The sequence below is a fragment of the Kitasatospora sp. NPDC088783 genome (assembly GCF_044750705.1).
GTDB lineage: Bacteria > Actinomycetota > Actinomycetes > Streptomycetales > Streptomycetaceae > Kitasatospora > Kitasatospora fiedleri.
The window spans coordinates 90,944-115,636 of the sequence record NZ_JBIVKJ010000011.1; the positions used below are offsets into that span (position 1 = coordinate 90,944).

Consider the following 24,693-nt stretch of genomic DNA (forward strand, 5'->3'; position numbering starts at 1 on the left):
CACTCACGTACTCACCCAAGGACTTCCACGACATGACCGACGTGAGCAGCCCCATCCGCTGGGAGCAGGACCAGGACGGCGTGGTCACCCTCGTCCTCGACGACCCCGCCCAGTCCGCCAACACCATGAACGCCGGCTTCACCGACGCGCTCGAAGCCACCGTCGAACGGCTCGCCGCCACCGAGGAGTTGGCCGGCGTCATCATCACCTCCGCGAAGAAGACCTTCTTCGCCGGCGGCGACCTCAAACTGCTCTCCGCCGTCGGCCCGGCCGACGCCGAGCAGGTCTTCGCCAACTCGATGCGGATCAAGCGCGCGCTGCGCCGGCTGGAGACGCTCGGCCGGCCGGTGGTCGCCGCGATCAACGGCGCCGCGCTCGGCGGCGGCCTGGAGATCGCGCTGGCCTGCCACCACCGGATCGCGCTGGACGCCCCCGGCAGCAAGATCGGCCTGCCCGAGGTCACCCTCGGCCTGCTGCCCGGCGGCGGCGGAGTGGTGCGCACCGTACGGATGCTCGGCATCGCCGACGCCCTGCTCAAGGTGCTGCTCCAGGGGCAGCAGTACCGCCCGGCGCAGGCCCTGGAGCACGGCCTGGTGCACGAACTCGCCTCCGACGCGGCGGAGATGGACGCCAAGGCGCGCGCGTTCATCGCCGCCCACCCGACCAGCCTCCAGCCCTGGGACGCCAAGGGGTACAAGATCCCCGGCGGCACCCCCCGCACCCCGGCGTTCGCCGCCAACCTGCCCGCCTTCCCGGCCAACCTGCGCAAGCAGCTGAACGGCGCGCCCTACCCCGCGCCGCGCAACATCCTGGCGGCGGCCGTGGAGAGCTCCCAGGTCGACGTGGACACCGCGTTCGCGATCGAGGCCCGGTACTTCACCGAACTCGCCTGCGGGCCCACCTCGAAGAACATGATCCAGGCGTTCTTCTTCGACCTCCAGGCCGTCAACTCCGGTGCCTCCCGCCCGAGTTCGGTGCCCACCCGGAAGGCGGCGAAGGTCGCGGTGCTGGGCGCGGGCATGATGGGCGCGGGCATCGCGTACTCCTGCGCCAAGGCCGGCCTGGAGGTCCTGCTCAAGGACGTCACCGCGGCGGCCGCCGAGCGCGGCAAGGCGTACAGCGCGGGCCTGCTGGACAAGCAGGTGGCCCGCGGCCGGATGACCGCCGACGAACGCGAGGCGTTCCTGGCCCGGATCACCCCCACCGCGGACGCCGCCGACCTGGCCGGCTGCGACACCGTCATCGAGGCGGTCTTCGAGCAGCCCGAGCTCAAGCACAAGGTCTTCCAGGAGGTCCAGCACCTGGTCGCCCCCGACGCGCTGCTCTGCTCCAACACCTCCACCCTGCCGATCGGCCTGCTCGCCGAGGGCGTCGACCGGCCCGCCGACTTCATCGGCCTGCACTTCTTCTCGCCGGTCGACAAGATGCCGCTGGTGGAGATCATCCGCGGCCCGGAGACCGGCGACGAGGCGCTGGCCCGCGCCTTCGACCTGGTCCGGCAGATCCGCAAGACCCCGATCGTGGTCAACGACTCCCGCGGCTTCTTCACCTCCCGGGTCATCGGCCAGTTCCTCAACGAGGGCGTCGCGATGATCGGCGAGGGCCTCGACCCGTCCTCCGTCGAACAGGCCGCCGCCCAGGCCGGCTACCCCGCCAAGGTCCTCGCGCTGCTGGACGAGCTCACCCTCACCCTGCCGCGCAAGATCCGCAACGAGACCCGCCGCGCCGTCGAGGAGGCCGGCGGCAGCTGGACCACCCAGCCCGGCGAGGAGGTCATGGACCGGATGCTGGACGAGTTCGGCCGCCCCGGCCGCAGCGGCGGCGCCGGCTTCTACGACTACGTCGACGGCCGCCGCACCCGGCTCTGGCCCGGCCTGCGCGAGCATTTCGGCAAGGACGAGCCCGGCGCGGAGATCCCGTTCGAGGACATGAAGGAGCGGATGCTGTTCGCCGAGGCCATCGACTCGATCCGCTGCCTGGACGAGAACGTCCTCACCTCCGTCCCCGACGCCAACATCGGCTCCATCCTCGGCATCGGCTTCCCCGCCTGGACCGGCGGCGTCCTCCAGTACGTCAACGGCTACCCCGGCGGCCCGGCCGGCTTCACCGCCCGCGCCCGCGAACTCGCCGCCGCCTACGGCGACCGCTTCACCCCGCCCGCCTCCCTGGTCGCCCTCGCCGAGAGCGGCGGCCGCTACTGACCCTCCGCCCCTGACACCCGTCCGGCGGGCCGGCCGTACGCACGGCCGGCCCGCCGCGGCGCGTCAGCCGGCCGGCGTGTCGGTGACCCGGGTGACGGTGGCCGGGCCGTCGGCGGAGAGGCCGGTCACCAGGTTCGCGGTGACACCGCCCGAGCCGTCCAGCGTCCAGAGGTCGGGGGTGCCGTCCGTGTCGATGTCGGCGGCCTGCAGGGTGAGGTCGGCGCCGGTGTTCCACCCGGTGGCGACCTGGAACGCCTGGTGTCCGAGGACGTGGGTGCCGGGGGCGGCGGCGAGGTCCTTCCACAGGACGAGGTCGCCGGTGGACTTCTTCCACAGGAAGAGCGCGGTGGTGGTGGTGCCGCCGGGCGCCGGGAGCTCGGTGGAGGCGATCGTCCAGTCGTTCCAGTTCTGGTCGCCGTCGGGGGTCGGGACGGCGAGCGGGACGGGGAGGCCGAACGCGCCGGGAGCCCAGCCGGCCGGGTAGAGGGTGAGGGCCGTGCCGCCGGAGCCGTCCGGGGCGATGCCGAGCAGGTCGCTGGTGCCGCGGTCGAGCCCGGAGACGTTCCCGGCCTCGACGACCTGGGTCGGGGAGTTGCCGCCGTCCCAGTCGGTCAGGGAGGTGTGCACGCCGCCGCCGGGGAGCGGACCGCCGTTGCCGTCGCCGGCCAGCACCAGGGCCAGGCCCGCGCGCGGGCCGGAGGGCCAGTAGGCCAGGACGTCCTGGAAGGAGCCGCCGGTGAACCGCCCGGTGAGGACGACCGCGCCGTCGAAGTCGCCGGGCGTCGGCTCGGTCTCGAAGCCCGTCCCGTTGACGCCGATGTTGCTCGCGGCCCCGATGTGTCCGTCGCCGCCGCCCGGGGCGGACCAGATGCCGGAGGCGAGGCCGGAGCGGCCGCCGACGGTGACCAGGTCGGGCTTCCCGTCGCCGTTCAGGTCACCGGTGGTCAGGTCCGGCGGCGGGGCGGCGGCCACGAAGTCGACCTCGGCGGCCCCGCCCTGGTTCCCGCCCGGCGAGAGGCTGGTGACGGTGAGCCTGTTCACCTCCTGCGAAGCGGTGAACGTGAACGAGGCCCGGCCCGCGGCACCGGCGGGCACGTCCGTCCACGGGTCGCTGTTCAGCTGGAAGCGGTAGCCCGCGGGCACGGTGCCGTCGACGGGCGGTGCGACGGTGAGTGTGACGGGCCTGCCGATCACGGCGTCGGCCGGCGGGGAGACGACCGGCGCGCCCTGGCGGGTCGGGTCGAAGGTGAACCGGCAGGTGGCCCAGTCGCTGTGGTGCCCGGCACCGGCCGTGCGGACCTTCCACACGAAGGTGGTGATCCTGCCGTCGGCGGCGGCGGACAGCACGTCGCGGGCGAGGACGTAGCGGGCGTCCTGACCCGCCCCGACAGTCAGCTGCGCCGGGTCGTTCCGGGCGACGACCGTCCCGTCGTGACCGGCCTCGGTGACCTTGAACTCGTAGCCCAGGAAACCCGCCTCCGGATCGTCCACCCGGGCGGAGAACGTCACGGACGTGTCGCCCAGCACCGTGCCGCCCGCGCAGGCGGTGCTCGGCGAGGTGGACCGGACCTCGGGCACGGGCAGGTCGGCGGTGGCCGCGGCGGCGGGCCGGCTCAACCCGCCGACGGCCAGCAGCACGCCGAGGGCGGCCGCGGACGCGGTGGAACGGCGCGGACCGGAAGGACGGGACGGGAGGGAAGGCACAGATCGTTTCGCTTTCCACGGGGGCCGGACGGCCCCGACCGCCGCACACCATAGGGGCCCCGGCGGTGCGCGCGCTCGGAATTTCTCACCGTACGAACGGAGTTCCCGCCCGCCCGCCCCCGGTCACTCCGCCGGGCGGGCCAGTTCCTCGGCCAGGGAGCGCTGGAACGCCGTCACCAGGGCCTGCAGCACCATCGGCTGGATGCGGTCGGTCAGCTCCCGCATCCGTTCCAGTTCGCCGGGGGGCGGGTCGCTCTCCCGGTACGGGCGCCAGACGGTGTCGCGGAACAGGCGGTGCAGGTCGTGGGCGGTGGCCCGGCTGTGCAGGCGGACCACGGCGCGGGCGGCCAGCAGGGTCTCCAGCGGGATCGGCACGTCCAGCACCCGCACGCCCAGCGGGAGCAGGCCCGGGTCGACCTTGAACACGTCCGGGTCGGCGGTGCGGTGCAGGGCGCCCATCGCCGCCAGCGAGTCGAGGTCCGCGTCCGACAGGGCCCGGCCGGTGCGGCGCTCCAACTGGGCCCGGTCGGCCTCCTCGGCCGACTCCGGGGTCCAGGAGGCGACCAGCGCCCGGTGGATCGCCAGGTCCAACTCGCCGATGTCCTGGGGGAGTTGCGCGAGGTAGCGTTCGATCGCGGCCAGCGTCAGCCCCTGCCGCTGCAACTCCTCGATCAGCTCCAGCCGCCCCAGGTGCTCGGCCCCGTACCAGCCCACCCGGCGCGCCCCCAGCTCCGGCGGCGGCAGCAGCCCCTTGGCGCCGTAGAACCGCAGCGTGCGCACCGTCACCCCGGCCCGGTCCGCCAGTTCCTCCACCGTCCACCGCGGCCCGTCCGCCAACGCCCCACACCCCTCGCCGCCACTGTGACACCAGCAGTGTCCCACCCGCCTCCACCGCCGCACCAGGTCCGGCCGGTCAGCAACCCGGCCCGGTCGAGTCGGTGATCCGGTACTGCTCGCGCTTGACGTTCAGCGTCCCGCCCGTGCGGACGTCCCACAGCGCGGCCCAGTCCCCGGCGGCCGGGAACACCAGGTACGGGTGCTCCGCCACCGGCGCCGCCCCGTCCCAGCCGGCCTCGCCGACCGGGCGCAGGCAGACCAGGCGCGGGGCGACGCCGAAGTACGGCGCGGGCCGGCGGCCCGCCCGGGCCTGCTGCCGGGCGACGTCGGCGGCGTGCGCGGCGGGCACGATGACCTGCGTCTGGTACAGCACGACCGCCCCCGCGAAGGCGACCAGCAGCAGCAGCGCCGCCACCGACACCCCGCCCAGCGTCCGGAAGGCGTGCAGGTGCCGGGCGTAGCCGAGCAGCGACACCGCGACCAGCGGGCCCGCCGCCACCACCAGCGCCTTGGCGTCGGCGATCACCTGCCAGAGCGCCGGGATCTGGGTGTCCTCCCGGTTCAGGCCGAAGCCGTCCAGGTAGAAGGCGTGCAGCGAGAAGCCGAACCCGGGCAGCCCGACCAGCACGATCGGCAGCAGCGCCGGGACCAGCCAGGCGGCGGTGGCCTGCCAGGTCAGGCCGCGCAGCAGCAGCCGCAGCCCGTTGCCGCACAGCAGCAGGCCGACCGAGGCCAGGGCGGTGGGCCAGAGCCGGGCCGACGACGCCCCGGCCAGCGCGGCCAGCGCGGCGAGGACCGGCGCCCCGACGGCCCCGGCCGCGCAGGCCGCCGGGGTGCCGGGCGCGGAACGGGCCGTCCAGTGCGGCGCGTGGACGACCACCGCCGCGAGCAGGGCGCCCACCGGCGCGACGAGCAGCAGGACCGCCGCCCGGGCCGCCGGACCGGCGTGCAGGCCGCCGAGCGCCAGCCCGGCCAGCAGCACCGCGAACACCCCCGCGGCGAGCAGCGGGACCACCGTCCGGGTCGGCAGCGGAACGGCCCCGGTGCGGCCGGTGCGGACCAGTTCCGGGCCGACCGGGTGCGGCTCGCCGTCCGCCGGGGGCAGCGCGACGCCCGGCAGGGCCCGGACCGCCTCGGCCGCGGCCCGGTTACGGACGTCGGGGCCCGGGGACAGGAACACCTCGCGCCCGGTGTCGAACAGCCCGGTGCGGGCCAGCAACGGACGCCACCGGGCCGGGCCCGGGACCGGCCGCCGGACGGCGTACCGCCCGCGCGGCGGCTCCTGGCGGTGGACCGGCTCCTGGAGCCGCAGGTCGGCTTCCGCCGGGCTCTGCCCGACCAGCCGGGCGAGGGTGAGCCGCACCGCGAGGGCCGCCCCGGCCCGGGCGCCGGTGACCCCGGCCTCCACCAGCCAGCGGGCCCGGCGCGGCCCGTCCTCGTCCAGCACCGTGACCACCCAGCCGTGGGCCTCCAGCCCCGCGCGCAGCCTGGCCCGGCCGCCGGCCGTGCCGGTCACCTCCAGGTCGAGCCGGAACCAGTGGTCGTACGCGGTCATGCCCCGCCCCTCCCCGTCGGGCCCGATCAGCGCGGGGAGCCTACCCCGGGGCCGGACCGCGCGGGAGCCCGGCCCGGCGTCCGGACCGGGCGGGCGGCGGTGGTCAGCCCAGCGGGAGCAGCTTGGCGTGGTGGCGCCTGGTGACCTCGGGGTGGGCCCGGCTGTAGCCCTTCAGTTCGTTGACGCCGAACTCGGCGTGCAGGGGATTCGAAGGGTCCTGGGTGACGCCGGGGGCGTGGTGGGCGTGCGGGAAGTCGAGCGGGGTGATGTGGGCGTCCAGCCGGGGGTTGTAGAAGAACGGGACGGAGAAGCGCTCGCGGGCCCCGGGCGGGGAGACCACCCGGTGCGAGGTGGCCTTGAGGTAGCCGTCGGTGGCGACCTCGAGCAGTTCGCCGAGGTTGACGACGAAGGCGCCGTCCAGCGGGGGGACGTCCAGGAAGGTGCCGTCGGGACGCTCGACCTGGAGGCCGCCGACGGTGTCCTGGAGGAGCAGGGTGATGAAGCCGTAGTCCTTGTGGGTGCCGACGCCCTGCGGCGGGCCGTCGGGGGCGCTGCCCGGGTAGCGGACCAGCTTGAGCCGCAGGTGCGGGTGCGGGGCGAAGGCGTCGTCGTAGAAGTCGGGGCGGGCGCCGATCGAGGCGAGCAGGGCGTGCAGCAGGCGGCGGGCGACGCCGTCGAGGCGGTCGATCCAGTGCAGGGCGGCGGTGCGCAGCTCGGGCAGCGCGGCGGGCCACTGGTTGGGGCCCTCCAGCCACCAGTACGCGGGCTCGCCCGGGGCCGGGACGTGCGGCGGCAGCTCGGGGCCGATGTCCAGCTGGTCGCGCCAGTCGCGGCGGCCGCCGGTGCGCTCGTCGCCGGTGCGGGTGTAGCCGCGGAAGTGCGGCGAGTTCAGGTTGCTGACCGCCAGCCGGTCGGCCTCGGGCAGGGCGAAGAAGGCCCGCATCGCGGAGGTCAGCGCGGCGGTCTCGGCGGGGGTGACGCCGTGCCCGGTGAGCTGGAAGAAGCCGACACCGGTCGCCGCCGCGCGCAGGTCGCGGTGCAGGCGCTCCCGGTCGGCGGGGGAGCCGTCGGCGAGCGAGAGGTCGATGGCGGGGAGGGAGGTGGGGTGCTGCTGCGTCATGGGGGTGCGTCCGCGGTGGTGAAGACCCCGGCGGGGGACGGCGGGTCGCGCCGGACGGGCCGGGGGAGACGGGGGCCCGCGCGTCCAGGTGGGAGGGCGGGGGCCGGGAGAGAGGGGTCGAGCAGGGGTGGGGTCAGCCGGAGCGTCGACAGGACATGCTCGTGACGCGGAGCAGGTCCACGTGGCGACGACTGACGAGTAGGAGCACCCCACCAGGCTACAACCCCCGCCCGGGAGGCTCCGGGCGGTGCCTCCGGAGCCCCCGGAGCCCCCGGAGCCCCCGGTGCCCGGGGCCGCGCGGCCCCGGGCACCGGGGGCTCCTACCGCGCCGGGCCGGTCGGTGGCCGGTACCGCGCGGGGCCGGTCAGTACCCGGTGGCGCCGTCGATCCGCTCGCGCAGCAGGTCCGCGTGCCCGTTGTGGCGGGCGTACTCGGCCAGCAGGTGCACCAGGACGCGGCGCAGCGAGACCGGCTGCCCGGTCGCCTTGTGGGTGCCGGTGGCGTCCAGCGAGGGGGCGTCGGCGACGATCCGGCGGGAGACCTCCACCTGGGCGCGCCAGGTGGCGAGGGCCTGCTCGAAGTCCCCGTCGAGGTGCTCGAAGTCCTGGTCCGGGTCGTCGTCCGAGTAGTACACCAGCGGGCGGGACTCGTCCCCGGCGAACTGGATCTGCAGCCACCACTGCTCGACCCCGGCCAGGTGCCGCACCAGCCCGTGCAGCGTCAGCCCGGACGGCGGCACCAGGAACTCGGACAGCCGCTCGGCCGGGACGCCCGCGCACTTGAGCGCGAAGGTCTCGCGGTGGAACTCCAGGTAGGCGAGCAGGATCTCCCGCTCGTCGCCGACCAGCGGCGGATCGCCCCGGCCCGCGGTGTCGGACCAGGCGGGGGAGAAGTTCTGCGGCGAGGTGGTGGGTTCACTCATCGGGCCAGCCTGCCAGCCGCCACCGACACCGGCAGCGGGCGGCCCGGACCCGGCGTGGCGCGGCCCGGTGACGTCCCGTCAGTGCGAGACGGCGAGTTGGACGGCGTGGTGGCGCGGGGTGTCGATCTCGTCCAGCAGGGCGACGGCCAGGTCGGCGTGCGAGATCCGGCCGGTGCCCGTGACGGTGCCGACCGCGCTGGTGTACCGGCCGGTGGCCCCGGCGTCCGCGGCCAGGTCCATCGGCGGGACGACCATCAGCCAGTCCACGCCGCCCGCCCCGGCGGCCAGCAGCTCGAACTCGGCGACGTGGCCCTGCGAGAACGCCCGGTACTCGTCCGGGAACTGCGGATCGTCCATGATCCGCACGCCCGGCGCCGTCTCCAGCGTGGTGGCGATCCCCAGCACCAGCAGCCGGCCCACCCCCGCCCGGCCCAGACCGGCCAGCAGGGCCCGCGCCGCGGCCGTGTAGTGCTCGACCGACGGGACGTCGAGGCGCGCCGTGGCGTTGACCGCCGCGTCGTGCCCGGCCGCCGCCGCGGCGACGTCCGCCGCGTCGGTCGCGTCGCCGCGCACCACCGCCACGCCCGCCGCCCCGGCCAGCTCCGGGTGCTCCGCGGGGTCGCGCACCACCGCCGTCACCGCGTGCCCGCGCCGCACCGCCTCCGCGACGGCCGCCCGGCCGACCCGCCCGCCCGCGCCGAAAACCACGATCTTCCCCATGCGCCCTCCTCGATCCGCGCTGTCGCCGCAGAGGCTAGGACGGGGACCCCCGGTTACCGCAACGGAACCGGCCCCCACGGCGGTTATCGTCGGAGCATGGCCATTCCCCCGGACGCCGCCGTGTTCGACCCGCACTGCGCGCACCGCTCGCCGATCCGGATCGGCGACAAGTGGTCCGCCCTGGTGCTGCGCTGCCTCCAGGACGGGCCGCACCGCTTCACCGCACTCAAGGCCCGGCTGCGCGGCGTCAGCCCCAAGGTGCTCACCGAGACGCTCCGCGCGATGGAGCGCGACCGCTGGCTCACCCGCACCGACCACGGCGGCAACCCGCCGCACGTCGAGTACGCCCTCACCGACCTCGGCACCTCCCTGATCGGCGTCCTGGACACCGTCTGCGACTGGGCCCGGACCCACCACGGCGGGAACTGACCGGCCGCCGCCCGCACCCGCGCGGCCCGCGGCGGACCGGCCTCCTTGACCCTGACCCGCGGGGCAGGGATTACCGTTCCGGCACTTTCCGACCGCCCGCCCGGCCGTCCGCCGGGCCCTCCCCGAGGAGCCGTCATGAGTGTGCCCGAAACCGTCCGGGAGGTCCGGCTGGCCCGTCTCCCGCAGGGCCGTCCGGTCGCCGCCGACCTGGTCGTGGTGGAGACGCCCGCGCCGGAGCCCGGAGCGGACCGAGTGCTGCTGCGCAACCGGTGGTTCGTGCTCTTCCCCGGCCTGGCGACGCTGCTCGGCGACACCCCGCCGGGGACGCCGTTCCCCGGGATCGGACCGGGGGAGACGCTGTTCGGACCGGCCGTCGGGGAGGTGGTCGAAGCCCCGGCGGGCAGCGGGCTGCGGCCCGGCGACCTGGTCGCGCACGTGCAGGGCTGGCGGGAGTACGCGGTGGCGGACCCGGCGGCGCTCACCCCGCTGGGCGGTCGACTGCCCGACCCGGCGGCCCACCTGTCGCCCGGCGCGGTCGGGTACGGGGCGCTGACCCGGACCGCGCCCGTCCGCCCCGGCGACACCGTGCTGGTCACCGGCGCGGCCGGAGCCGTCGGCACGCTGGCCGGCCAGACCGCCCGACTGCTCGGCGCGGGCACCGTCCTGGGGACCACCGGCTCCCCGACCAAGGCCGAGCGGCTGCGCGAACTCGGCTACGACGCCGTGCTCGTGGACGAACGCACGCCCGGCCCGGAGCGGGCCGAACGCTTCGCCCGGCAACTCGCCGAGGCCGCCCCCGACGGCATCGACCTCCTGCTCGACACCGTCGGCGGACACCAGGCCGAGGCCGCTCTCGCCGCCGCCCGCCCCGGAGCCCGCGCCGCCCTGATCGGCGTCCTCTCCCACCAGCTCGACGGCACCCCCGGGAGCAGCGCCCCGCTGCGCCTGGACGCCTTCCCGCTCATCCTCAAGGGCGTCCGGTTGGCCGGTTACGCGAACGACGGACACGCCGCCGCGGAAGCCGAGTGGCTGCCCCGCTTCGGCGAGTGGCTGCGCACCGGCGCCATCACCTTCCCGCACACCCGGATCACCGGCCTGGACCGGGCCCCGCAGGCGTTCCAGGAGATGATCGAGGGCCGGTACTTCGGCGCGGTCCTGGTGGAACTGGGATAGGGGAAGCCGCAGGCCCGGTGCCAGGGCCGCAGCCGGGGACGCGGCGCCCGGCCGCCCGGCCGCCCGGGAGGACGAGGCCGGGAGACCGGATGCAGGTCGCCGACCCGGCGCGACCCGGCGCGGCTGGGCGGGCCGGGAGCTGTGGCGGGCGGCGGGCGGCGGGCGGTGGCGGTGCGCGGGCCGACGTCCGGCCGCTGTCGGCCGGGCCGCTCGCGCAGCTCTTGCCCTCGTCCCCCCGGCCCGTCGCCGACCCGATCCGGTGCCTGAGCCGGGCGGTCCGGCCGCCGCGCCGTGGTGGGCCGTCCGCGTCCCTGCCCGCTGTCGGGCTCCCGCCCGGCCCGGCACGGTGCCTGAGCCGGGGGCGCGGACTCCGCTCGGCGGCCGGTGGTGCGCCGGGCGTCGTGCGGGTCGCCGTCCCCCGCGGGGTGCGCCGCCGTTCGGTCCGCCGCCGTTCCGTCCTCCGCCGTCCCGTCCGCCTTCGCCGTCGAGCGCGGGTGGCGGGAACAACCGTCCGGTGGCGGCGGTTTGACGGGGTGGCACGGGGAGGAAGGACGCGCGGGGATGCGGATCGGGGACGCGGCGGCGGCCGCCGGAGCGACGCCCAGGGCGTTGCGGCTGTACGAGGAGCGCGGCCTGATGCCGTCGCCGGCCCGGACGGCCGGGGGGCAGCGGGACTACGACGGGACGGACGTGGCCCGGGTCCGGGTGATCCGGGGGCTGCTCGCGCTCGGGCTGACCATCGAGGACCTGCGCGGCCACGCCGAGTCCTTCGACCTGCTGGTCGCCGACCCGTCCCGGCGGTGCGGGAGCGCTTCCGGCGGGCCGGTCGTCCGGCGGCGGATCGCCGCGCTGGACGAGGAGATCGCCCGGCTCACCCGGCTGCGGGCCGCGCTGGCCCGGGCGGTGGAACAGCCGCTGCCGAGCTGAGAGACGAAACGGGGCGGGCCGGGGGCGGTCAGGGCGCGTGGTGCCGGGCGAGCTGGAGGGCCTCCCGGCGGAGCCGCCCGTCGCCGGTGCGGTCGGCCGCGGCGAGCAGGTGGCGGGGGAGGTCGGCCCGGAGGTCGGGGCGGTGTGCCAGCAGCCCGTACACCGACCAGAGCAGGTGCTCGCGGGTGAGCGGTTCGGTGTGGTGCGGGGGGTACCAGACGTCGTCGAAGCGCGGGCGCAGGGCGGGGTCGGTGAGCAGGGTGAGCAGCCGGTCGAGGTGGCGGACCGGCAGGTCGGGGTCGTGGGCGGCGGAGCCGTGCACGGCGGCGACGTACAGCGCCGGGTGGTCCTCGGTGAGCGTCTCGGAGAGGACGGCGCGGGCGCCGGTGGTGCCGGTGGGGGCGAGGGCGAGCAGCAGGGAGAGCCGGACGGACGGGTCGGCCTCGGTGCGCCACAGGCCGAGCAGGCAGCCCGGGTCGGGGGCGAGCGGGAGGGCGGCGCGGCGGACCGCCGGGTCCGGGTCGGTGAGCAGCGGCAGGGCGTGCGAGCGGTGGCGTTCGGGCAGTTCGGGGGCGGCCCGCAGCAGGCGGGCGAGCAGGGCGGTGAGCGGGGCGCGGGCGGCGCCGGTGGCCGGGTCGGCGGCCAGGGCGAGCAGGAACGGCAGGGCGACGGGGGTCGCGGACGGGACGGGCCGGCCCGGTTCGGGGACCAGGCAGTGCAGCAGTTCGCAGTCCTCGGGGCGGGCGCCGCCGGGCCCGGGGGCGGCCAGCCGGTGCAGCACCCGCGGCACCATCGTCGCGGGGCTGGACCAGTGCGCGGTCTCCAGCCCCGTCCAGCGCTCGGTGTCCAGCTCGGCCAGCGACAGCTGTATGGCCATGCTCATTCCCCCGTACCCGGTACCGTCCGTACCCGCGTTGTCGTGCCCCGTGCAGACCGGCTGTCATTCTCGGCCGGGGCCGGGACGCTGTCGCGGGGGAAGACCTGCCTGGGATGAAAACTTTGCCGAGGCGATGCGGGGGAGTGACCGGAGGGGCGGTGGCGGGTGACGGAGGGGATCGGCGCGGTGGCCGACCGTCGCCGCCGCCCGCGCGAACGCACGGGGCGGCGACGGTCGGTGACGGCCTGTCAGCTGACGCCGGACCCGACGTACGCGGCGAGGTGGCGCCCGGTCAGCGTGCCGCCGTCGGCGACCAGCGCGGCGGGGGTGCCCTCGAAGACGATCCGGCCGCCGTCGTGGCCCGCGCCCGGGCCGAGGTCGATGATCCAGTCGCCGTGCGCCATCACCGCCTGGTGGTGCTCGACCACGATCACCGACTTGCCGGAGTCGACCAGCCGGTCGAGCAGGCCGAGCAGTTGCTCGACGTCGGCCAGGTGCAGTCCGGCGGTCGGCTCGTCCAGCACGTACACGCCGCCCTTCTCGGCCATCTGCGCGGCCAGCTTGAGGCGTTGGCGCTCGCCGCCGGAGAGCGTGGTGAGCGGCTGGCCGAGCGTCAGGTAGCCGAGGCCGACGTCGGACAGCCGCTTCAGGACGGTGTGCGCGGCCGGGGTGCGGGCCTCGCCGGTGCCGAAGAACCGCTCGGCCGCGTCGACGGACATCGCCAGCACCTCGGCGATGTTCCGGCCGCCGAGCCGGTACTCCAGCACCGCGGCCTGGAACCGCCGGCCCTCGCACTCCTCGCAGACCGTCGCCACCCCGGCCATCATCCCCAGGTCGGTGTAGACCACGCCCGCGCCGTTGCAACTCGGGCAGGCCCCTTCGGAGTTGGCGCTGAACAGCGCGGGCTTGACCCCGTTCGCCTTCGCGAACGCCTTGCGGATCGGCTCCAGCAGGCCCGAGTACGTCGCCGGGTTGGAGCGCCGCGAGCCCCGGATCGGGCTCTGGTCGATCGCCACCACGCCCTCCGGCACCCCGCCGGCCAGCGCCGCGCCGTTCACCAGCGAACCGTGCACCAGCGAGCTCTTCCCGGAGCCCGCCACGCCGGTGACCACCACCAGCACGCCCAGCGGCACGTCCACGTCCACCGTGCGCAGGTTGTGCGCGTCCGCGCCGCGGATCTCCAACACGCCGGTGGGGGTGCGTACTTCGGGCTTGAGCGCGGCCCGGTCGTCGAAGTGCCGGCCGGTGACGGTGCCGCTGGCGCGCAGCCCGTCCACGCTGCCCTCGAAGCACACCTCGCCGCCCGCCGCCCCGGCGCCCGGTCCGAGGTCGACCACGTGGTCGGCGATCGCGATGGTCTCCGGCTTGTGCTCCACCACCAGCACCGTGTTGCCCTTGTCGCGCAGCTGCCGCAGCAGCCCGTTCATCCGCTGGATGTCGTGCGGGTGCAGGCCGGTGGTCGGCTCGTCGAAGACGTACGTGACGTCGGTCAGCGAGGAGCCCAGGTGCCGGATCATCTTCACCCGCTGCGCCTCGCCGCCGGAGAGCGTCCCGGCGGGGCGGTCCAGCGAGAGGTAGCCGAGGCCGATCGCGGTGAACGAGTCCAGCAGTTGGCGCAGCGACTCCAGCAGCGGGCGCACCGTCGGCTCGTCCAACTCCCGTACCCAGTCGGCGAGGTCGCTGATCTGGAGGGCGCAGGCGTCGGCGATCGAGCGGCCCCTGATCTTCGCGGACCTGGCGCCCTCGCTCAGCCGGGTGCCCGCGCACTCCGGGCAGGTGGTGAAGGCGACCGCCCGGTCCACGAACTCGCGGATGTGCGGTTGCAGGGCGGCCCGGTCCTTGGCCAGCATCGACTTCCGGACCCGCAGCACCAGGCCCTCGTAGGTCATGTTGATGCCGGCGATCTTCATCCGGGTCGGCTCCCGGTACAGGAAGTCGTGCCGCTCCTGCTCGGTGTACGCGTCGATCGCCTTGCCCGGGTCGACCAGGCCGGACTCGCTGTACAGCCGGTAGTTCCAGCCGCCGGGCTTGTAGCCGGGGACGGTCAGCGCGCCCTCGTCCAGCGACTTCGACCCGTCGTACAGCTGCCGCAGGTCGATGTCCGAGACGCTGCCCCGCCCCTCGCAGCGCGGACACATCCCGCCGGCCCGCCCGAACGTCCGCTGCTCGGCCTTCGCCCCCTCGCCGCGCTCCACCGTGACCGCCCCCGCGCCGTGCACCGTCGGCACGTTGAAGGAGAACGCGGGCGGCGGGCCGACGTACGGGTCGCCGAGCCGGCTGAACAGGATGCGCAGCATCGCGTTGGCGTCCGTCGCGGTGCCCACCGTCGAGCGCGGGTCGGCGCCCATCCGCTGCTGGTCGACGATGATCGCCGTGGTCAGGCCGTCCAGCACGTCCACCTCGGGGCGGCTCAGCGAGGGCATGAAGCCCTGGACGAAGGCGCTGTACGTCTCGTTGATCAGCCGCTGCGACTCCGCCGCGACCGTCCCGAACACCAGCGAGCTCTTGCCCGAACCCGACACCCCGGTGAACACCGTCAGCCTGCGCTTGGGCAGTTCGACGCTGACGTCCTTGAGGTTGTTCACCCGGGCCCCGTGCACCCGGATCAGGTCGTGCCGGTCCGCCGGGTGCCGCCCGCCGTCGTGCCCGTCCTGGCCGCCGACCTGCCCGTCCCCGCCGTCCGGCCGCGCCGCGCCGCTCATCGTCCTCGTCCCTCCGTCCGGCGGTGCCCCTGGCGACGCCGCCGCCCCGATCCAACCATCCGGAACCGACGGGCACCGGTTCTCGTCCCCATCAAGCGCGGGTAAAGTGACCGGCCGAACCACCGGGAGGCGCCCCATGCGGACACAGAAGCGGACACCGGGCCGGAGACGGCCGACCCGACCGGTGGTCCCGGGAGCCCCGGTGGCCGCCGCGGCCGTGCTCGCCGCGCTGGCCCTGCTCGGCACCGCCGCCGCCCCGGCCACCGCCGCCGACCCGAGCGCCGCGCCCACCGCTGCCGCCACTGCCACCGCTACCGCTGTCGCCTCCGCGCCCGCCCCCGCCGCCGGGCAGTTGCCCGCCGAGGCGTCCCAGGCCGAGCGGCTGGCCGCCGAACTGCGCAGGGACCCGGTCTACATCTCCGCCGACCTGCCGCGCCAGGTGCCGCGTTCGCTCGCCCCGCAGTTCGCCGCCGTCGCGCGGCGCACCGGCGTGCCCACCTACGTCCTGGTGCTGCCGAACGCCGACCGGACCCTGCTCGCCCAGGTGCACGACCGGCTGGGCGCCGACGGCCTGTACGTGCTGGTGGAGGAGTACGGCGCCCTGACCGTCTCCGCGTTCGGCGTCGACCTCCCCGCCGCCGCCGACGCCGCCCGGATCGCCAACCGCGTCACCCCGTACGACGCCGGGCCGCTCGCCGGGTTCACCGCCTTCACCGACCGGGTGGTCCGGGACGAGGACCAGGTCGCCGCCGAGGCGCGCGCGACGGAACGCCGCCACGACGACTACCCCCGGCTGTACATCTCCGCCACCGACCGGCAGAACCAGAACCTGCTGCTCGGCCTGGCCGTCGTGGTCCTCCCCGGCCTGCTGCTCGCCCTCGGCCTGCGCCTCTCCCGCCGCCGCCCCCTCCGGACCGGCGCACCGGGCCGGCGGTCCGGGGCCGTCGACCTGGGCAAGAAGCCCGCCAAGGGTCTGACGAAGAGCCCCGCGAAGGGTCCGGCCAAGGGCTCCGCGCAGCGGCCCGCCTCCGCCCGCGCCGCCTCCGCCCGCGCCGCCTCCGCCCGCGCCGCCGAGCCGCTGCGCCGCGGCGTCCTCGCGGCGACCCTGCTGGCCACGGTGGCCGCCGTGCTCGGCGTGGTGCTCGCCGCGCCCGCGGTCTTCCCGCAGACCATCGACGACCCCGACCTCACCGTCACCCGGGCCGACCTGGAGGCCCGCACCACCGAGGCCGCCGCCGCGCTCACCGCCGACGGCGTCTACCAGGACGCCTCCGCCCCGACCGCGCTGACGCCCGCCCAACTCGCGGCCGTCCGGCAGCGGGTGGCCGACCTCGCCGCCAAGACCCCGGTGTACCTGCTGTTCACCCCCTCCGACTCCGACGACGAGAGCGAGGGCGACGGCGCCGTCCTGCTCGCCCAGGTGCACCAGCGCACCGGCCGGGACGGCGTGTACGTGCAGATCGACCCGGTCCGCGGCTACTTCGAACTCACCGAGTACGGCCCCGTCGGCACGGACGCCCCCAGCCGGTTCCGCCGCGCCGACCTGCGCTACCCCGACCGCAGCACCGCCTCCGACGACCTGCGCCTCCCGGACCGGCTGAACAGCGTCCTGGACACGGTGGCCGCCGCCCGACCCACCGGCGAGCGGGCGTCCGGCGACGGCCGCTCCGAACTGCCCGAACTGCGCAGCAACAAGCTGCCGCCGCTGTTCGGCAACGACTTCGGCGGCGGCATCGTGCTCGGCGTCCTGCTGTACGGCGTCCTGCTGCTGCTCGCCTGGGCCGCGATCGCCGTCACCCGGGCCGTGCTCCGCTCCCGGCGCGTCCTGGCCGCCGCCCCGGCCGCCCCGCAGCACGCCCCCGGTCCCCGGCGCACCGCCGCCCAGCCGTCCACCCGCCAACTGCGCGCCTGGGCCGACGAGGACGTCCGCGCCCTCGCCGTCCGGCTGGCCGCCGTCGACCAGGACGCGCCCGGCCGGGCCCGCGCCTGGGACTGTCTGGACGCCGCCGAACTCCTGGTCGGCGCGGACGGGTTGCGCACCGCCGACCCGTCCGACCTGGCCGCCGCCACCGCCCTCGCCCGGGCCGGGTTCGACGCCCTGCACGGCCGCCGGGGCCCGCTGCTGTGCCGGCTCAACCCGCTGCACGGCACGGCCGACGGCGGCCGGGTCCCGTCCTGGTTCCCCGCCGTCGACCTGGGCCCCGGCTCCGCCCAGCTCTGCTCCGACTGCCGGGACGCCCTCCGCAGCGGTGGCGCCACCCGCGACGCCGCCGAGCTGGCCGCCCGCCGCGCCGAGGCCGACCGGCTGCTGCTGCGCCCGCCCGGCCCGGACGACCGCACCCGCACCGCCTGGGACCTGGCCGGGCAGGTCCTGCCGTCCGCGCGCGAGGGCCTCGACGCACTCATCCTCAGGGCCAGGGAGTCCGCCAGTGTCCAGTGACCGCCGCACCCCGTCGACCGCCGCGACCGCGCCGACTCCGCCGACCGTGCCCACCGGGCGGGCGGCCTCCCGCCCACCGGCCTCCCGCCTGCTGGCCGCCCTGCTGCTGGCCTGCGCCGCCCTGCTCGGCACCGGTACCGGCGCCCCCGCCCGGGCCGACGCCACCCCCGCCACCACGGCGACCGGCGCGAGCATCGCCGAGGCGCTGAAGACCTCCCCGGTGTACGTCGACCCGGCCTTCGCCGCCGCCGTCACCCCCGCCCAGCAGCAGCAGCTCACCGAGCAGATCGCCGCGACCGGACTGCCCGTCAAGGTCGTGCTGGTGCCGCTCCAGAAGGGCGACGCCTTCGACGGCAGCGCCAAGGCGATGGCCGCCGTGGTGCAGGAACGCCTCGGCCGGTCGCCGCTGATCATGGTCACCAGCGACGACTACGGCAGCTGGCTGAACGGCTTCGAGTGGCCCGCCGACACCCACCAGGTCCGGGACTCGGCCAACGCCGTCGGCCTGCTCAAGGAACTCAAGGACGCCGGACTGGCCGCCAAGGTCGGCCGGGTGATCGACCTGGTCGCCACCGGCAAGGGCACCGAGGTCTACAAGGCCGAGGCGGACCGGGTCGACCGCGAGTACTCGGCCCGCCCGCACACCGACGACACGCCCGGCGCGTCCTCCTCCTCGTCCGCCACCGGCCCGTTCGCGCTCGCCGCGGCGCTGGTGCTCGCCCTGGTGGTCGGTGCCGCCCTGGTCGCCCGCAGCCGCCGCCGGCCCCGGCACACCGCGTTCACCTTCCCCGACGCGGTGTTCGCCGCCGACCGGGCCGCCGACGAGGCCGGGCTGCGCCGCCAGGCCGCCGACGAGGTGCTCGCCCTCGGCGCGGCCCTGGACGAGGCCGACGGCTCCACCCCCGGCCTGGGCCGCGCCCTGGACGCCTACGACGCGGCCGGCCGGGTCCTGGACGGCGCCGACGGCATCCCCGACCTGGCCGGCGTGCTCGCCCTGGCCGCCGAGGGCCGCGCCGCGCTCGCCCCCGAACCCCGGCTGCCGCTGTGCTTCTTCGACCCCCGGCACGGCACCGCCGCCCGCCGCACCACCTGGCGCCCGCTCGGCCGCCGCGAACGCGTCGACGTCGCCGTCTGCGCGGACTGCGGCCAGGCCCTCAAGACCCGCCGCTCCCCGCAGGTGCTCGCCGTCCGCGACCAGGGCCGCACCGTCCCCTACTTCGAGGTCCCCGCCGACCGCAGCCTCTGGGCCGCCACCGGCTACGGCTCCCTGCTCTCCGGCCCCGACGACACCCTCGCCGCCCGCGTCGGCACCGGCGAGTTCACCCGCGCCGCCCACCGGCAGCGCTCCACCGAACCCCACCAGGACTGACCCCCCACGACCCTCACCCGGGCGGCCCCCACGGCCCGCCACCGTCCGCCCCCGCCGGGCCGGGCACGGCCTCGGCCGCCACCCCCTGCCCCGCCAACCGCCCGCACAGCCAGGCCGCCTCCGCGGGCGTCCCGGCCAACCCGTCCCCGGCCAGCCGCCCCAGCACCTCGACGGCCTGCGACAACGTCACCGGCCAGGCCGCACGCACCACCCGCAGCGCCGCGCCCCGACCCGCCCCCGGATCGACCAACCGCACCAGCACCGGCCCGTACCGCTCCAACAGCGGCCCACGGACCCAGCCCGGCGCGTCCCCCTCCCCGAAACCCAGGCAGCCGCCGCCCCCGCACCCCGCACACCGCAACTCGGCGTCCCAGCACAGCCGCCCACCCCGAACGGACTGCCCCACCTCCCGCCACGCCCGCGCCCCGCACCCGCACGCCACCGCCACCTCAGCACCCCAGCCCAGCACCCCGGCTCCCTCCGCCCCCACCGGTATTTTCCCCCGCCGGGAACGCGCCACCGAGAGAGGGCCACCGATGGAACTGACCGACCGTCCTGGTCGTCACCGGCGCGGGCCGCGGCACCGGCCGCGCACTCGCCCTGTGCGCCGGACGGCTGGGAGCCCGCGCGCTGCTGTCCGCACGGAGCGCGGAGACAGCGCGGAAGACCGCTGATCGCGCTCTACCCGCCGGACTTCACCGACGCCGATCCGCTCGCCCCGTCCTGGAGCACCGCCGCCCGCACCGCCGCCGGCCCGCTGACCGCCCGGTCGGTGACCGACTGCGTCCTGTTCGCGATCTCCCAGCCCCGGGACTGCTTCATCCGTTCCTCCAGTTCGAGCAGCTGTGACGGTGACACCACCCGGCCAGGAGCTGTCCGGCCGATCACTGGGTGAGTAGTCTCGGCTGGTGATCGATCACGGCATTGCTCTGCCCTACTACCGCCTTCACATCGTGCCTGCGGTTGTGGCGTTGGCCAGTCCGACATGGCAGCGAGAGGTGTGGCCGGATCCGGAGCAGTTCGAGGATCTCGACCACACGGTGCACGTGCTTTTCGACGACTTCTGCGATGCGAACAATCCGCTGCCGTGGTTGGGGCGGTCCCTTCGTACCGAGCAGGAGGTCGAGCTGATGTCCCGTCTCGGCGCTGCGTACAGCGCAGTGCAGGACTCGGTCGGCGCTGATGCCCGCGATGAGGTCTATCTGGATTCCCCTGGCTGGTCTGCTGTGGTCGCGGCGGCAGCTCGACTGGCCCAAGTGCTGGTGTCCAACGACCATGCGGCTCTGACCGGGCTGCATGATGCCGGCTACCGTTGGCCGCTCGGCACCGACTCGGCTACGACGACCACTACCAGGGACGTCGAATCATGAGCGCAACCGGACGACGACGGCCGCCGCGGTGACGGTGCCGAGGAGGACGTTGCCGCGCTTGTCGTAACGGATGGCCACCGCACGATGGTTCTTCACCTTGTTGATGGCCCGCTCCACGGTGTTGCGCTTCTTGTACCGATCCTCGTCAAAGGACAGCGACTTCTGGACGGACACCGTGTGGATCACCGACTCCACCCCAGTGGCCCGCGGCATGTCGCGCCCGACCGTGCAACGTTCGAACCTGGCGGGCCGATTACGGCTACTGCGCCTCCCACTCCCGGTTCTTCCGGGGTCTGAGCCTGTACCTGCTCCGCACGCCGACGGGCATGCCGATCATGTGGGCGCCGGCCGACCCGAAGATCGGTGAGCGGGAAGTCGTGGCCGCGATGCTCGAGGTCGATGCCGAGTCGGTCGCCCGACGGGAAGGCATCCTGCTCATCACGGACAAGGGCTTTCGCCTCGAAGACGTTCGAGCGGGAGCTCGCCGAGTTTGGCATCGAGTTACTGCGACCCTCGCGCAAGCGTGAGCAGAAGCGCTACGGCGAACCGGTGCCCAAGAAGGTCCGCCAACTGATCGAGTCGATCAACGACACCCTCAAAGGACAGCTCGATCTGGAACAACACGGCAGACGGACCTTCGAGGGCGTCGCGGACCGGGCCGCCCAGCGCGTCCTCGCGCTGGCCGCCGGAATCTGGCACAGCAACGAGATCGGAGTCCCGGTCTCCCGCTCAATGATCGCTTTTGATCACTGATCACATCGGACGCATTCCTCCAGGAGGGCCGAAAGCCCCCTGCGGGAGGGGGCTCGGTGGGGCGGGGTGCTGTCAGATCGAGCCGAGCTCGCCCGCGCTGACGGCGGCGGTGAAGGCGTGCCAGGCGTCGACGGACACCAGGAGGGTTTCGCCGGTCGGGTTCTTGCTGTCGCGGATGGCGATCACGCCGTGGGAGGCGGCGTACGCCTCCGCGATCTCGATGCAGTCGCCCTGGCCCTGCGCGTCGGAGTAGCTGGACTTCCGCCACTCGGTGAGGGACAGGCGGGACGCAGTGCTCATGTTAGGAGTTCCTCCATTGTGCATCGGAGCCACGGCTTCGACTCCTCCGGTGACAGGGCTGCCGCCTGGAGACGAGTGTAGGCCAGAGCGGTGTCCTGCACCTCGGCTGTGGAATCCAGGAGTTGACCCGTGCCGTAGCCCTCCGCGTACACGACGCGCGGCGCGTCGAGGAAGTCGAGCAACGTGATCGAACTTCCCACTCCGTGCGCCCCGGCCGAGAACGGGAGCACCTGCACGGTGGCGTGCGGGCCGTCCGCCAGCTTCAGCACATGTTCGATCTGCCGCGCCATGACCGCCGGGCCGCCGACCTGCCGCCGGATGACGCTCTCGTCCAGTACGACCCAGATGAAAGGCGGGTTGTCACCGCACAGAAGGGACTGCCGCGCCGCTCGGGTGGACCAGACGCGCTCGATCTCCTCGGAGTCGGCGCGCGGCAGCCCCAGCCGGAGTGCGGCCAGACCGTACTCCTCGGTCTGCCACAGGCCGGGAAACAGGTTGGCGGCGTACTTCCACACCTGGGAGGCGAGCGGTTCGAGTTCCATGAACCGGCGCGACCAGTCCGGGAAAGCCTCCAAATAGGAGAGCTTGTACAGGTGTCCGAAAATCCCCCCGGCGCCGAAGAATTCGTCGAGTTCCTTCGGAAGCTCTCGCGGAATCGGACGAACGGCCGTTTCCACGTCGGCGAGGACCGTCTTGGCGTGCATGAGTTCCGCGGCCAGGTCGGCGAGCGAGAGCCCCCGCTCCTTGCGCATCCGGCGGAGGTGGAATCCGAACAAGTCACGTACGGAGCGCTCCGGGTGGAGCGTCCTCTCCTGGGCTGCCATGGCTCCCCAATCTCCGCATTCCGCGTGCGGACGTGTCCCGCCTTCTCAGCCTAGCGCCGAACAGTGACGCTTGGAGTGCGGAAAGTGACCCTCGCCGAGGGCAATTGCACCATGGAGCAACAATCATGACGATCACTCAGTCCCAGCCGGACGAGCCGGCGGCGGATGACCAGTCCCGCGAACTCCCTTGCTCCTCATCAAGGTTGACGATCCGGGTCTACCGGGTGCGGGACGACGGCACCCGGGTGCAGGTCTCGTACCGCACGTGCGACGAGACGTTCTGCCTACCCCTGGTCTCGGCGCTGATCTGGCCGCCCTGCGGGTGCCCGCGCTGCGCCGTCGCGGCCACCGACGGGGCGCCGGACGCGGCCTGAACGCCCTTGCCGGACACGCGGAACGAGACATCGGAGGAAGCACGTGCGGTACACCGGCGAGCCGTCGGCGGGGGACGACGTCCCGGAGGAGGACGAGGACGCCCGGGGCCGGGCGTGGGAGATCGCCGAGCGGTTGGCCCGGGCCGGTGGCGGGGAGGCGCGGTTGACCGGGACCGGGAGCTGCTACCGGGTCGAACTGCGCCTGAACGGCCCCGCGCCGGACGAGTACGGGGTGCTGGAGGCCCTTGCGCTGGGCGACCGTTGGGGGCACCGGTACTCGTCCCTGGCGCGCAACGGCGGCGTCGCGCGGGAGACCGTGTGGAGCGAGGTGCGGCGGGTGCGGCCCGCGTCCCCGCCGCCGGGGCGGGGTTGAGGCGGGCGCGGCCCTCGCGGGGTGGTTCGGCGGGGTGGTTCGGCGGGGTGGTTCACGGGGCGACGTACGACACGGCCTGCATCATGCCGAGGTCCTCGTGGTGCAGTTGGTGGCAGTGGGCGAGGGCGCGGCCGGTGAAGTCCTCGTAGCGGACCAGGAAGGTCACCTCGTCGCCGGGGTGCCCGCCGGCCAGGCCGACGGTGTCGTGCCAGACCGGCGGGTCGAGGCGGACGCCGTTGCGGTGGGTCACCAGGAACGGGTTGGTGTGCAGGTGGAAGGGGTGGTTGAAGCCGGGGGAGGTCTCGCCGGTGCGGACCGTCCAGCGTTCGGTGCGGCCCAGCGGCAGTACGTGGTTGACGTAGCCGGGGTCGTACAGGCCGTACGCCGGGTCGCGGCGCAGGTCGCCGCCGGGGTGCGCGGGCGGGGTCGGGTGGCTGCCCAGGACGCGGAAGGCGTCCGGGAACGGCTGCGGGAGGACGCCGGGGTCGGCGTGGAAGACCACCTCCCGGCCGGGGCCGGTGACCTCCCGTTCGTCGAGGAACGGGCGGCCCGGCGGCAGCGCGGTTGGCAGGCCCATCGGCGGGTCGACCGGCTCGCCCGCGACCTCGACGGTCAGCAGCGGCCGGTTCACCCGCTCCGCGCGCAGCTCGTACCGCCCGGGCGCCCCGCCCCGGACCAGGACGTCGACCCGGTTGCCCATCGCCAGCTCCACCGTCCGCGCGGCCACCGGCGCGGGCAGTGTCACCCCGTCCTGGGCGATCCGGTGCATGGTCAACGTGCCGTGTTCGCCGACGAGTTGCAGGGTGAGCGCGGTGAACGCGGTGGCCCCGACCAGCCGCCACCGCTGCACCTCGCCCGGCCGCAGCGCCAGCACCGGGCCGACCGCGCCGTTGACGGTGAACACCGACGGCACCCCGGACAGCCAGGTGTTCGAGGTGAACGCGGGCACCCGCCCGTCGCGCAGCTTCAGCTCGTTGACGCAGACCACCAGGTCCGCGGCGGCCCGGATCTCCGGCACCTCGTCGACGTCGCCCTCCACCACGATCACCCCCGCCAGGCCCCCCGCGAGCTGTTCGGCGGTGGAGCCGTGCAGGTGCGGGTGGTACCAGTACGTCCCGGCGGGGTGGTCGGCCGGGACGTGCACGGCGCTGGTGTAGCGCGGCTCCGGGTCGCCCTCGGCGGCGCGCGGCGCGAACTCCCGCAGCACGTTGTCGGCGTGCCCGGACGGGGAGACGTGCATCCCGTGGGTGTGCAGGTTGAAGCTGTTGGGGCGGTGCGGCATCCGTGCGCCGTGGGCGCGGGCGTCCCCGGTGCCGGGCGCGGCCGGGTTCGGCGGCAGCCCGTTGACGTGGGTGAGCAGCAGGGTGTCCCCGGCCCGCACCCGCAGCGTCGGGCCCGGGAACGCCCCGTTGTAGGCGCGGGTGGTGATCCGCCCGTGGCCCGGCACGTCGATCCCGGCGAACCGGACGTCCAGCACCTGCTCCAGCACCGACGGCACCCGCCCCGGCGTCGGCCGCCGGTGCGCCGTCACGGGCTGCGGGAAGCCCCCCGCCGGCGCCGTGCCCGCTGCCGCCGCTCGTGCCCCGCCGCCCGCCACCGCCGTGAGACCGGCGACGGCGGCCGTCCTGAGCACCGTCCGCCGACTGATCCCGTCACTGTCTCCCATAACCGGGCAATCTAGTTCAAAACATCCCAACCGTCCGGGCCGCCGCACCGTACGGCC

25 protein-coding genes and 1 pseudogene are annotated in these 24,693 nt (G+C 75.1%); 11 read left to right on the top strand and 15 right to left on the bottom strand.

The window, feature by feature from the left end:
• Positions 1 to 32 precede the first annotated feature (32 nt).
• Positions 33 to 2,201 (top strand): 3-hydroxyacyl-CoA dehydrogenase NAD-binding domain-containing protein, encoded by a 2,169-nt coding sequence (locus ACIP60_RS27325; protein ID WP_400688853.1) that lies wholly within the window; start codon positions 33 to 35, stop codon positions 2,199 to 2,201.
• 63 nt (positions 2,202 to 2,264) lie between these two features.
• Here ACIP60_RS27325 and ACIP60_RS27330 read toward each other — a convergent pair whose 3' ends face one another.
• From ACIP60_RS27330 to ACIP60_RS27360, 7 genes are all read right to left on the bottom strand, one after another.
• Positions 2,265 to 3,905: an FG-GAP repeat domain-containing protein gene (locus ACIP60_RS27330; protein WP_400688856.1), complete on the bottom strand. Its 1,641-nt coding sequence runs from the start codon at positions 3,903 to 3,905 to the stop codon at positions 2,265 to 2,267.
• 123 nt (positions 3,906 to 4,028) lie between these two features.
• On the bottom strand, positions 4,029 to 4,742 hold the full coding sequence (locus ACIP60_RS27335; RefSeq protein ID WP_100835610.1) for a MerR family transcriptional regulator: 714 nt from the start codon (positions 4,740 to 4,742) through the stop codon (positions 4,029 to 4,031).
• A gap of 76 nt (positions 4,743 to 4,818) precedes the next feature.
• The gene (locus ACIP60_RS27340; protein ID WP_400688860.1) at positions 4,819 to 6,297 is read right to left on the bottom strand and encodes a hypothetical protein; all 1,479 of its coding nucleotides are present in this window, start codon (positions 6,295 to 6,297) and stop codon (positions 4,819 to 4,821) included.
• Positions 6,298 to 6,400: 103 nt separating this feature from the next.
• Positions 6,401 to 7,417 carry an isopenicillin N synthase family dioxygenase gene (locus tag ACIP60_RS27345; RefSeq protein WP_400688863.1) on the bottom strand — a complete coding sequence of 339 codons (1,017 nt, stop codon included), beginning with the start codon at positions 7,415 to 7,417 and terminating at the stop codon, positions 6,401 to 6,403.
• A gap of 133 nt (positions 7,418 to 7,550) precedes the next feature.
• Positions 7,551 to 7,625 carry a putative leader peptide gene (locus ACIP60_RS27350; protein ID WP_354644872.1) on the bottom strand — a complete coding sequence of 25 codons (75 nt, stop codon included), beginning with the start codon at positions 7,623 to 7,625 and terminating at the stop codon, positions 7,551 to 7,553.
• A 156-nt stretch (positions 7,626 to 7,781) separates the two neighbouring features.
• The gene (locus tag ACIP60_RS27355; protein WP_400688866.1) at positions 7,782 to 8,339 is read right to left on the bottom strand and encodes a DinB family protein; all 558 of its coding nucleotides are present in this window, start codon (positions 8,337 to 8,339) and stop codon (positions 7,782 to 7,784) included.
• Positions 8,340 to 8,417: 78 nt separating this feature from the next.
• Positions 8,418 to 9,059: an NAD(P)-dependent oxidoreductase gene (locus tag ACIP60_RS27360; protein WP_400688869.1), complete on the bottom strand. Its 642-nt coding sequence runs from the start codon at positions 9,057 to 9,059 to the stop codon at positions 8,418 to 8,420.
• Positions 9,060 to 9,155: 96 nt separating this feature from the next.
• On the opposite strand from ACIP60_RS27360, the gene ACIP60_RS27365 reads away from it, so the two are divergent.
• The 3 genes from ACIP60_RS27365 to ACIP60_RS27375 all read left to right on the top strand — a co-directional run bounded on the left by ACIP60_RS27365 (position 9,156) and on the right by ACIP60_RS27375 (position 11,588).
• Entirely contained in the window at positions 9,156 to 9,488 is a 333-nt protein-coding gene (locus tag ACIP60_RS27365) for a winged helix-turn-helix transcriptional regulator (RefSeq protein WP_400688871.1), read from the top strand.
• Between the two features lie 135 nt (positions 9,489 to 9,623).
• Entirely contained in the window at positions 9,624 to 10,661 is a 1,038-nt protein-coding gene (locus ACIP60_RS27370) for a zinc-binding dehydrogenase (RefSeq protein ID WP_400688874.1), read from the top strand.
• A 561-nt stretch (positions 10,662 to 11,222) separates the two neighbouring features.
• Positions 11,223 to 11,588 (top strand): MerR family transcriptional regulator, encoded by a 366-nt coding sequence (locus ACIP60_RS27375; protein WP_400688877.1) that lies wholly within the window; start codon positions 11,223 to 11,225, stop codon positions 11,586 to 11,588.
• Positions 11,589 to 11,616: 28 nt separating this feature from the next.
• Here ACIP60_RS27375 and ACIP60_RS27380 read toward each other — a convergent pair whose 3' ends face one another.
• Together ACIP60_RS27380 and ACIP60_RS27385 are read right to left on the bottom strand one after the other, a co-directional pair.
• Positions 11,617 to 12,465 carry a hypothetical protein gene (locus ACIP60_RS27380; protein ID WP_400688879.1) on the bottom strand — a complete coding sequence of 283 codons (849 nt, stop codon included), beginning with the start codon at positions 12,463 to 12,465 and terminating at the stop codon, positions 11,617 to 11,619.
• Between the two features lie 248 nt (positions 12,466 to 12,713).
• Positions 12,714 to 15,167 carry an ATP-binding cassette domain-containing protein gene (locus ACIP60_RS27385; RefSeq protein ID WP_400688881.1) on the bottom strand — a complete coding sequence of 818 codons (2,454 nt, stop codon included), beginning with the start codon at positions 15,165 to 15,167 and terminating at the stop codon, positions 12,714 to 12,716.
• A gap of 202 nt (positions 15,168 to 15,369) precedes the next feature.
• Between ACIP60_RS27385 and ACIP60_RS27390 the strand changes: the two genes are divergently transcribed.
• Both ACIP60_RS27390 and ACIP60_RS27395 read left to right on the top strand, forming a co-directional pair.
• Positions 15,370 to 17,607 carry a hypothetical protein gene (locus tag ACIP60_RS27390; protein ID WP_400688883.1) on the top strand — a complete coding sequence of 746 codons (2,238 nt, stop codon included), beginning with the start codon at positions 15,370 to 15,372 and terminating at the stop codon, positions 17,605 to 17,607.
• Positions 17,597 to 18,976 (top strand): hypothetical protein, encoded by a 1,380-nt coding sequence (locus ACIP60_RS27395; protein WP_400688886.1) that lies wholly within the window; start codon positions 17,597 to 17,599, stop codon positions 18,974 to 18,976. The genes ACIP60_RS27390 and ACIP60_RS27395 overlap by 11 nt, the downstream gene beginning before the upstream one ends.
• Positions 18,977 to 18,989: 13 nt before the next feature.
• Here ACIP60_RS27395 and ACIP60_RS27400 read toward each other — a convergent pair whose 3' ends face one another.
• Both ACIP60_RS27400 and ACIP60_RS27405 read right to left on the bottom strand, forming a co-directional pair.
• Complete coding sequence (locus ACIP60_RS27400; protein ID WP_400688889.1) at positions 18,990 to 19,256, bottom strand: hypothetical protein; 267 nt, start codon at positions 19,254 to 19,256, stop codon at positions 18,990 to 18,992.
• Positions 19,257 to 19,657: 401 nt separating this feature from the next.
• Positions 19,658 to 19,798, bottom strand: a complete 141-nt coding sequence (locus tag ACIP60_RS27405) for a hypothetical protein (RefSeq protein WP_400688892.1) — start codon at positions 19,796 to 19,798, stop codon at positions 19,658 to 19,660.
• An 86-nt stretch (positions 19,799 to 19,884) separates the two neighbouring features.
• On the opposite strand from ACIP60_RS27405, the gene ACIP60_RS27410 reads away from it, so the two are divergent.
• Entirely contained in the window at positions 19,885 to 20,346 is a 462-nt protein-coding gene (locus ACIP60_RS27410) for a hypothetical protein (protein WP_400688895.1), read from the top strand.
• Here ACIP60_RS27410 and ACIP60_RS27415 read toward each other — a convergent pair.
• A pseudogene (locus ACIP60_RS27415) lies at positions 20,341 to 20,496 on the bottom strand (IS5/IS1182 family transposase); the annotation flags it as partial. The gene ACIP60_RS27410 and the pseudogene ACIP60_RS27415 sit on opposite strands and share 6 nt — an antisense overlap.
• Before the next feature lie 176 nt (positions 20,497 to 20,672).
• Between ACIP60_RS27415 and ACIP60_RS27420 the strand changes: the two are divergent.
• Positions 20,673 to 20,873 (top strand): hypothetical protein, encoded by a 201-nt coding sequence (locus tag ACIP60_RS27420; protein WP_400688898.1) that lies wholly within the window; start codon positions 20,673 to 20,675, stop codon positions 20,871 to 20,873.
• 22 nt (positions 20,874 to 20,895) lie between these two features.
• On the top strand, positions 20,896 to 21,099 hold the full coding sequence (locus ACIP60_RS27425) for a hypothetical protein (RefSeq protein ID WP_400688901.1): 204 nt from the start codon (positions 20,896 to 20,898) through the stop codon (positions 21,097 to 21,099).
• 72 nt (positions 21,100 to 21,171) lie between these two features.
• Here ACIP60_RS27425 and ACIP60_RS27430 read toward each other — a convergent pair whose 3' ends face one another.
• Together ACIP60_RS27430 and ACIP60_RS27435 are read right to left on the bottom strand one after the other, a co-directional pair.
• Entirely contained in the window at positions 21,172 to 21,399 is a 228-nt protein-coding gene (locus ACIP60_RS27430) for a DUF397 domain-containing protein (RefSeq protein ID WP_400688904.1), read from the bottom strand.
• Positions 21,396 to 22,223: a helix-turn-helix transcriptional regulator gene (locus ACIP60_RS27435; RefSeq protein ID WP_400688907.1), complete on the bottom strand. Its 828-nt coding sequence runs from the start codon at positions 22,221 to 22,223 to the stop codon at positions 21,396 to 21,398. Before ACIP60_RS27435 ends, ACIP60_RS27430 begins: the two co-directional genes overlap by 4 nt.
• Before the next feature lie 125 nt (positions 22,224 to 22,348).
• Between ACIP60_RS27435 and ACIP60_RS27440 the strand changes: the two genes are divergently transcribed.
• Both ACIP60_RS27440 and ACIP60_RS27445 read left to right on the top strand, forming a co-directional pair.
• On the top strand, positions 22,349 to 22,597 hold the full coding sequence (locus tag ACIP60_RS27440) for a hypothetical protein (protein ID WP_400688909.1): 249 nt from the start codon (positions 22,349 to 22,351) through the stop codon (positions 22,595 to 22,597).
• A 43-nt stretch (positions 22,598 to 22,640) separates the two neighbouring features.
• The gene (locus ACIP60_RS27445; RefSeq protein ID WP_400688912.1) at positions 22,641 to 22,970 is read left to right on the top strand and encodes a hypothetical protein; all 330 of its coding nucleotides are present in this window, start codon (positions 22,641 to 22,643) and stop codon (positions 22,968 to 22,970) included.
• A gap of 52 nt (positions 22,971 to 23,022) precedes the next feature.
• Here ACIP60_RS27445 and ACIP60_RS27450 read toward each other — a convergent pair whose 3' ends face one another.
• A complete protein-coding gene (locus tag ACIP60_RS27450) occupies positions 23,023 to 24,459 on the bottom strand; it encodes a multicopper oxidase family protein (protein WP_400688915.1) in 1,437 nt (478 codons plus the stop codon).
• Between the last annotated feature and the right edge of the window lie 234 nt (positions 24,460 to 24,693).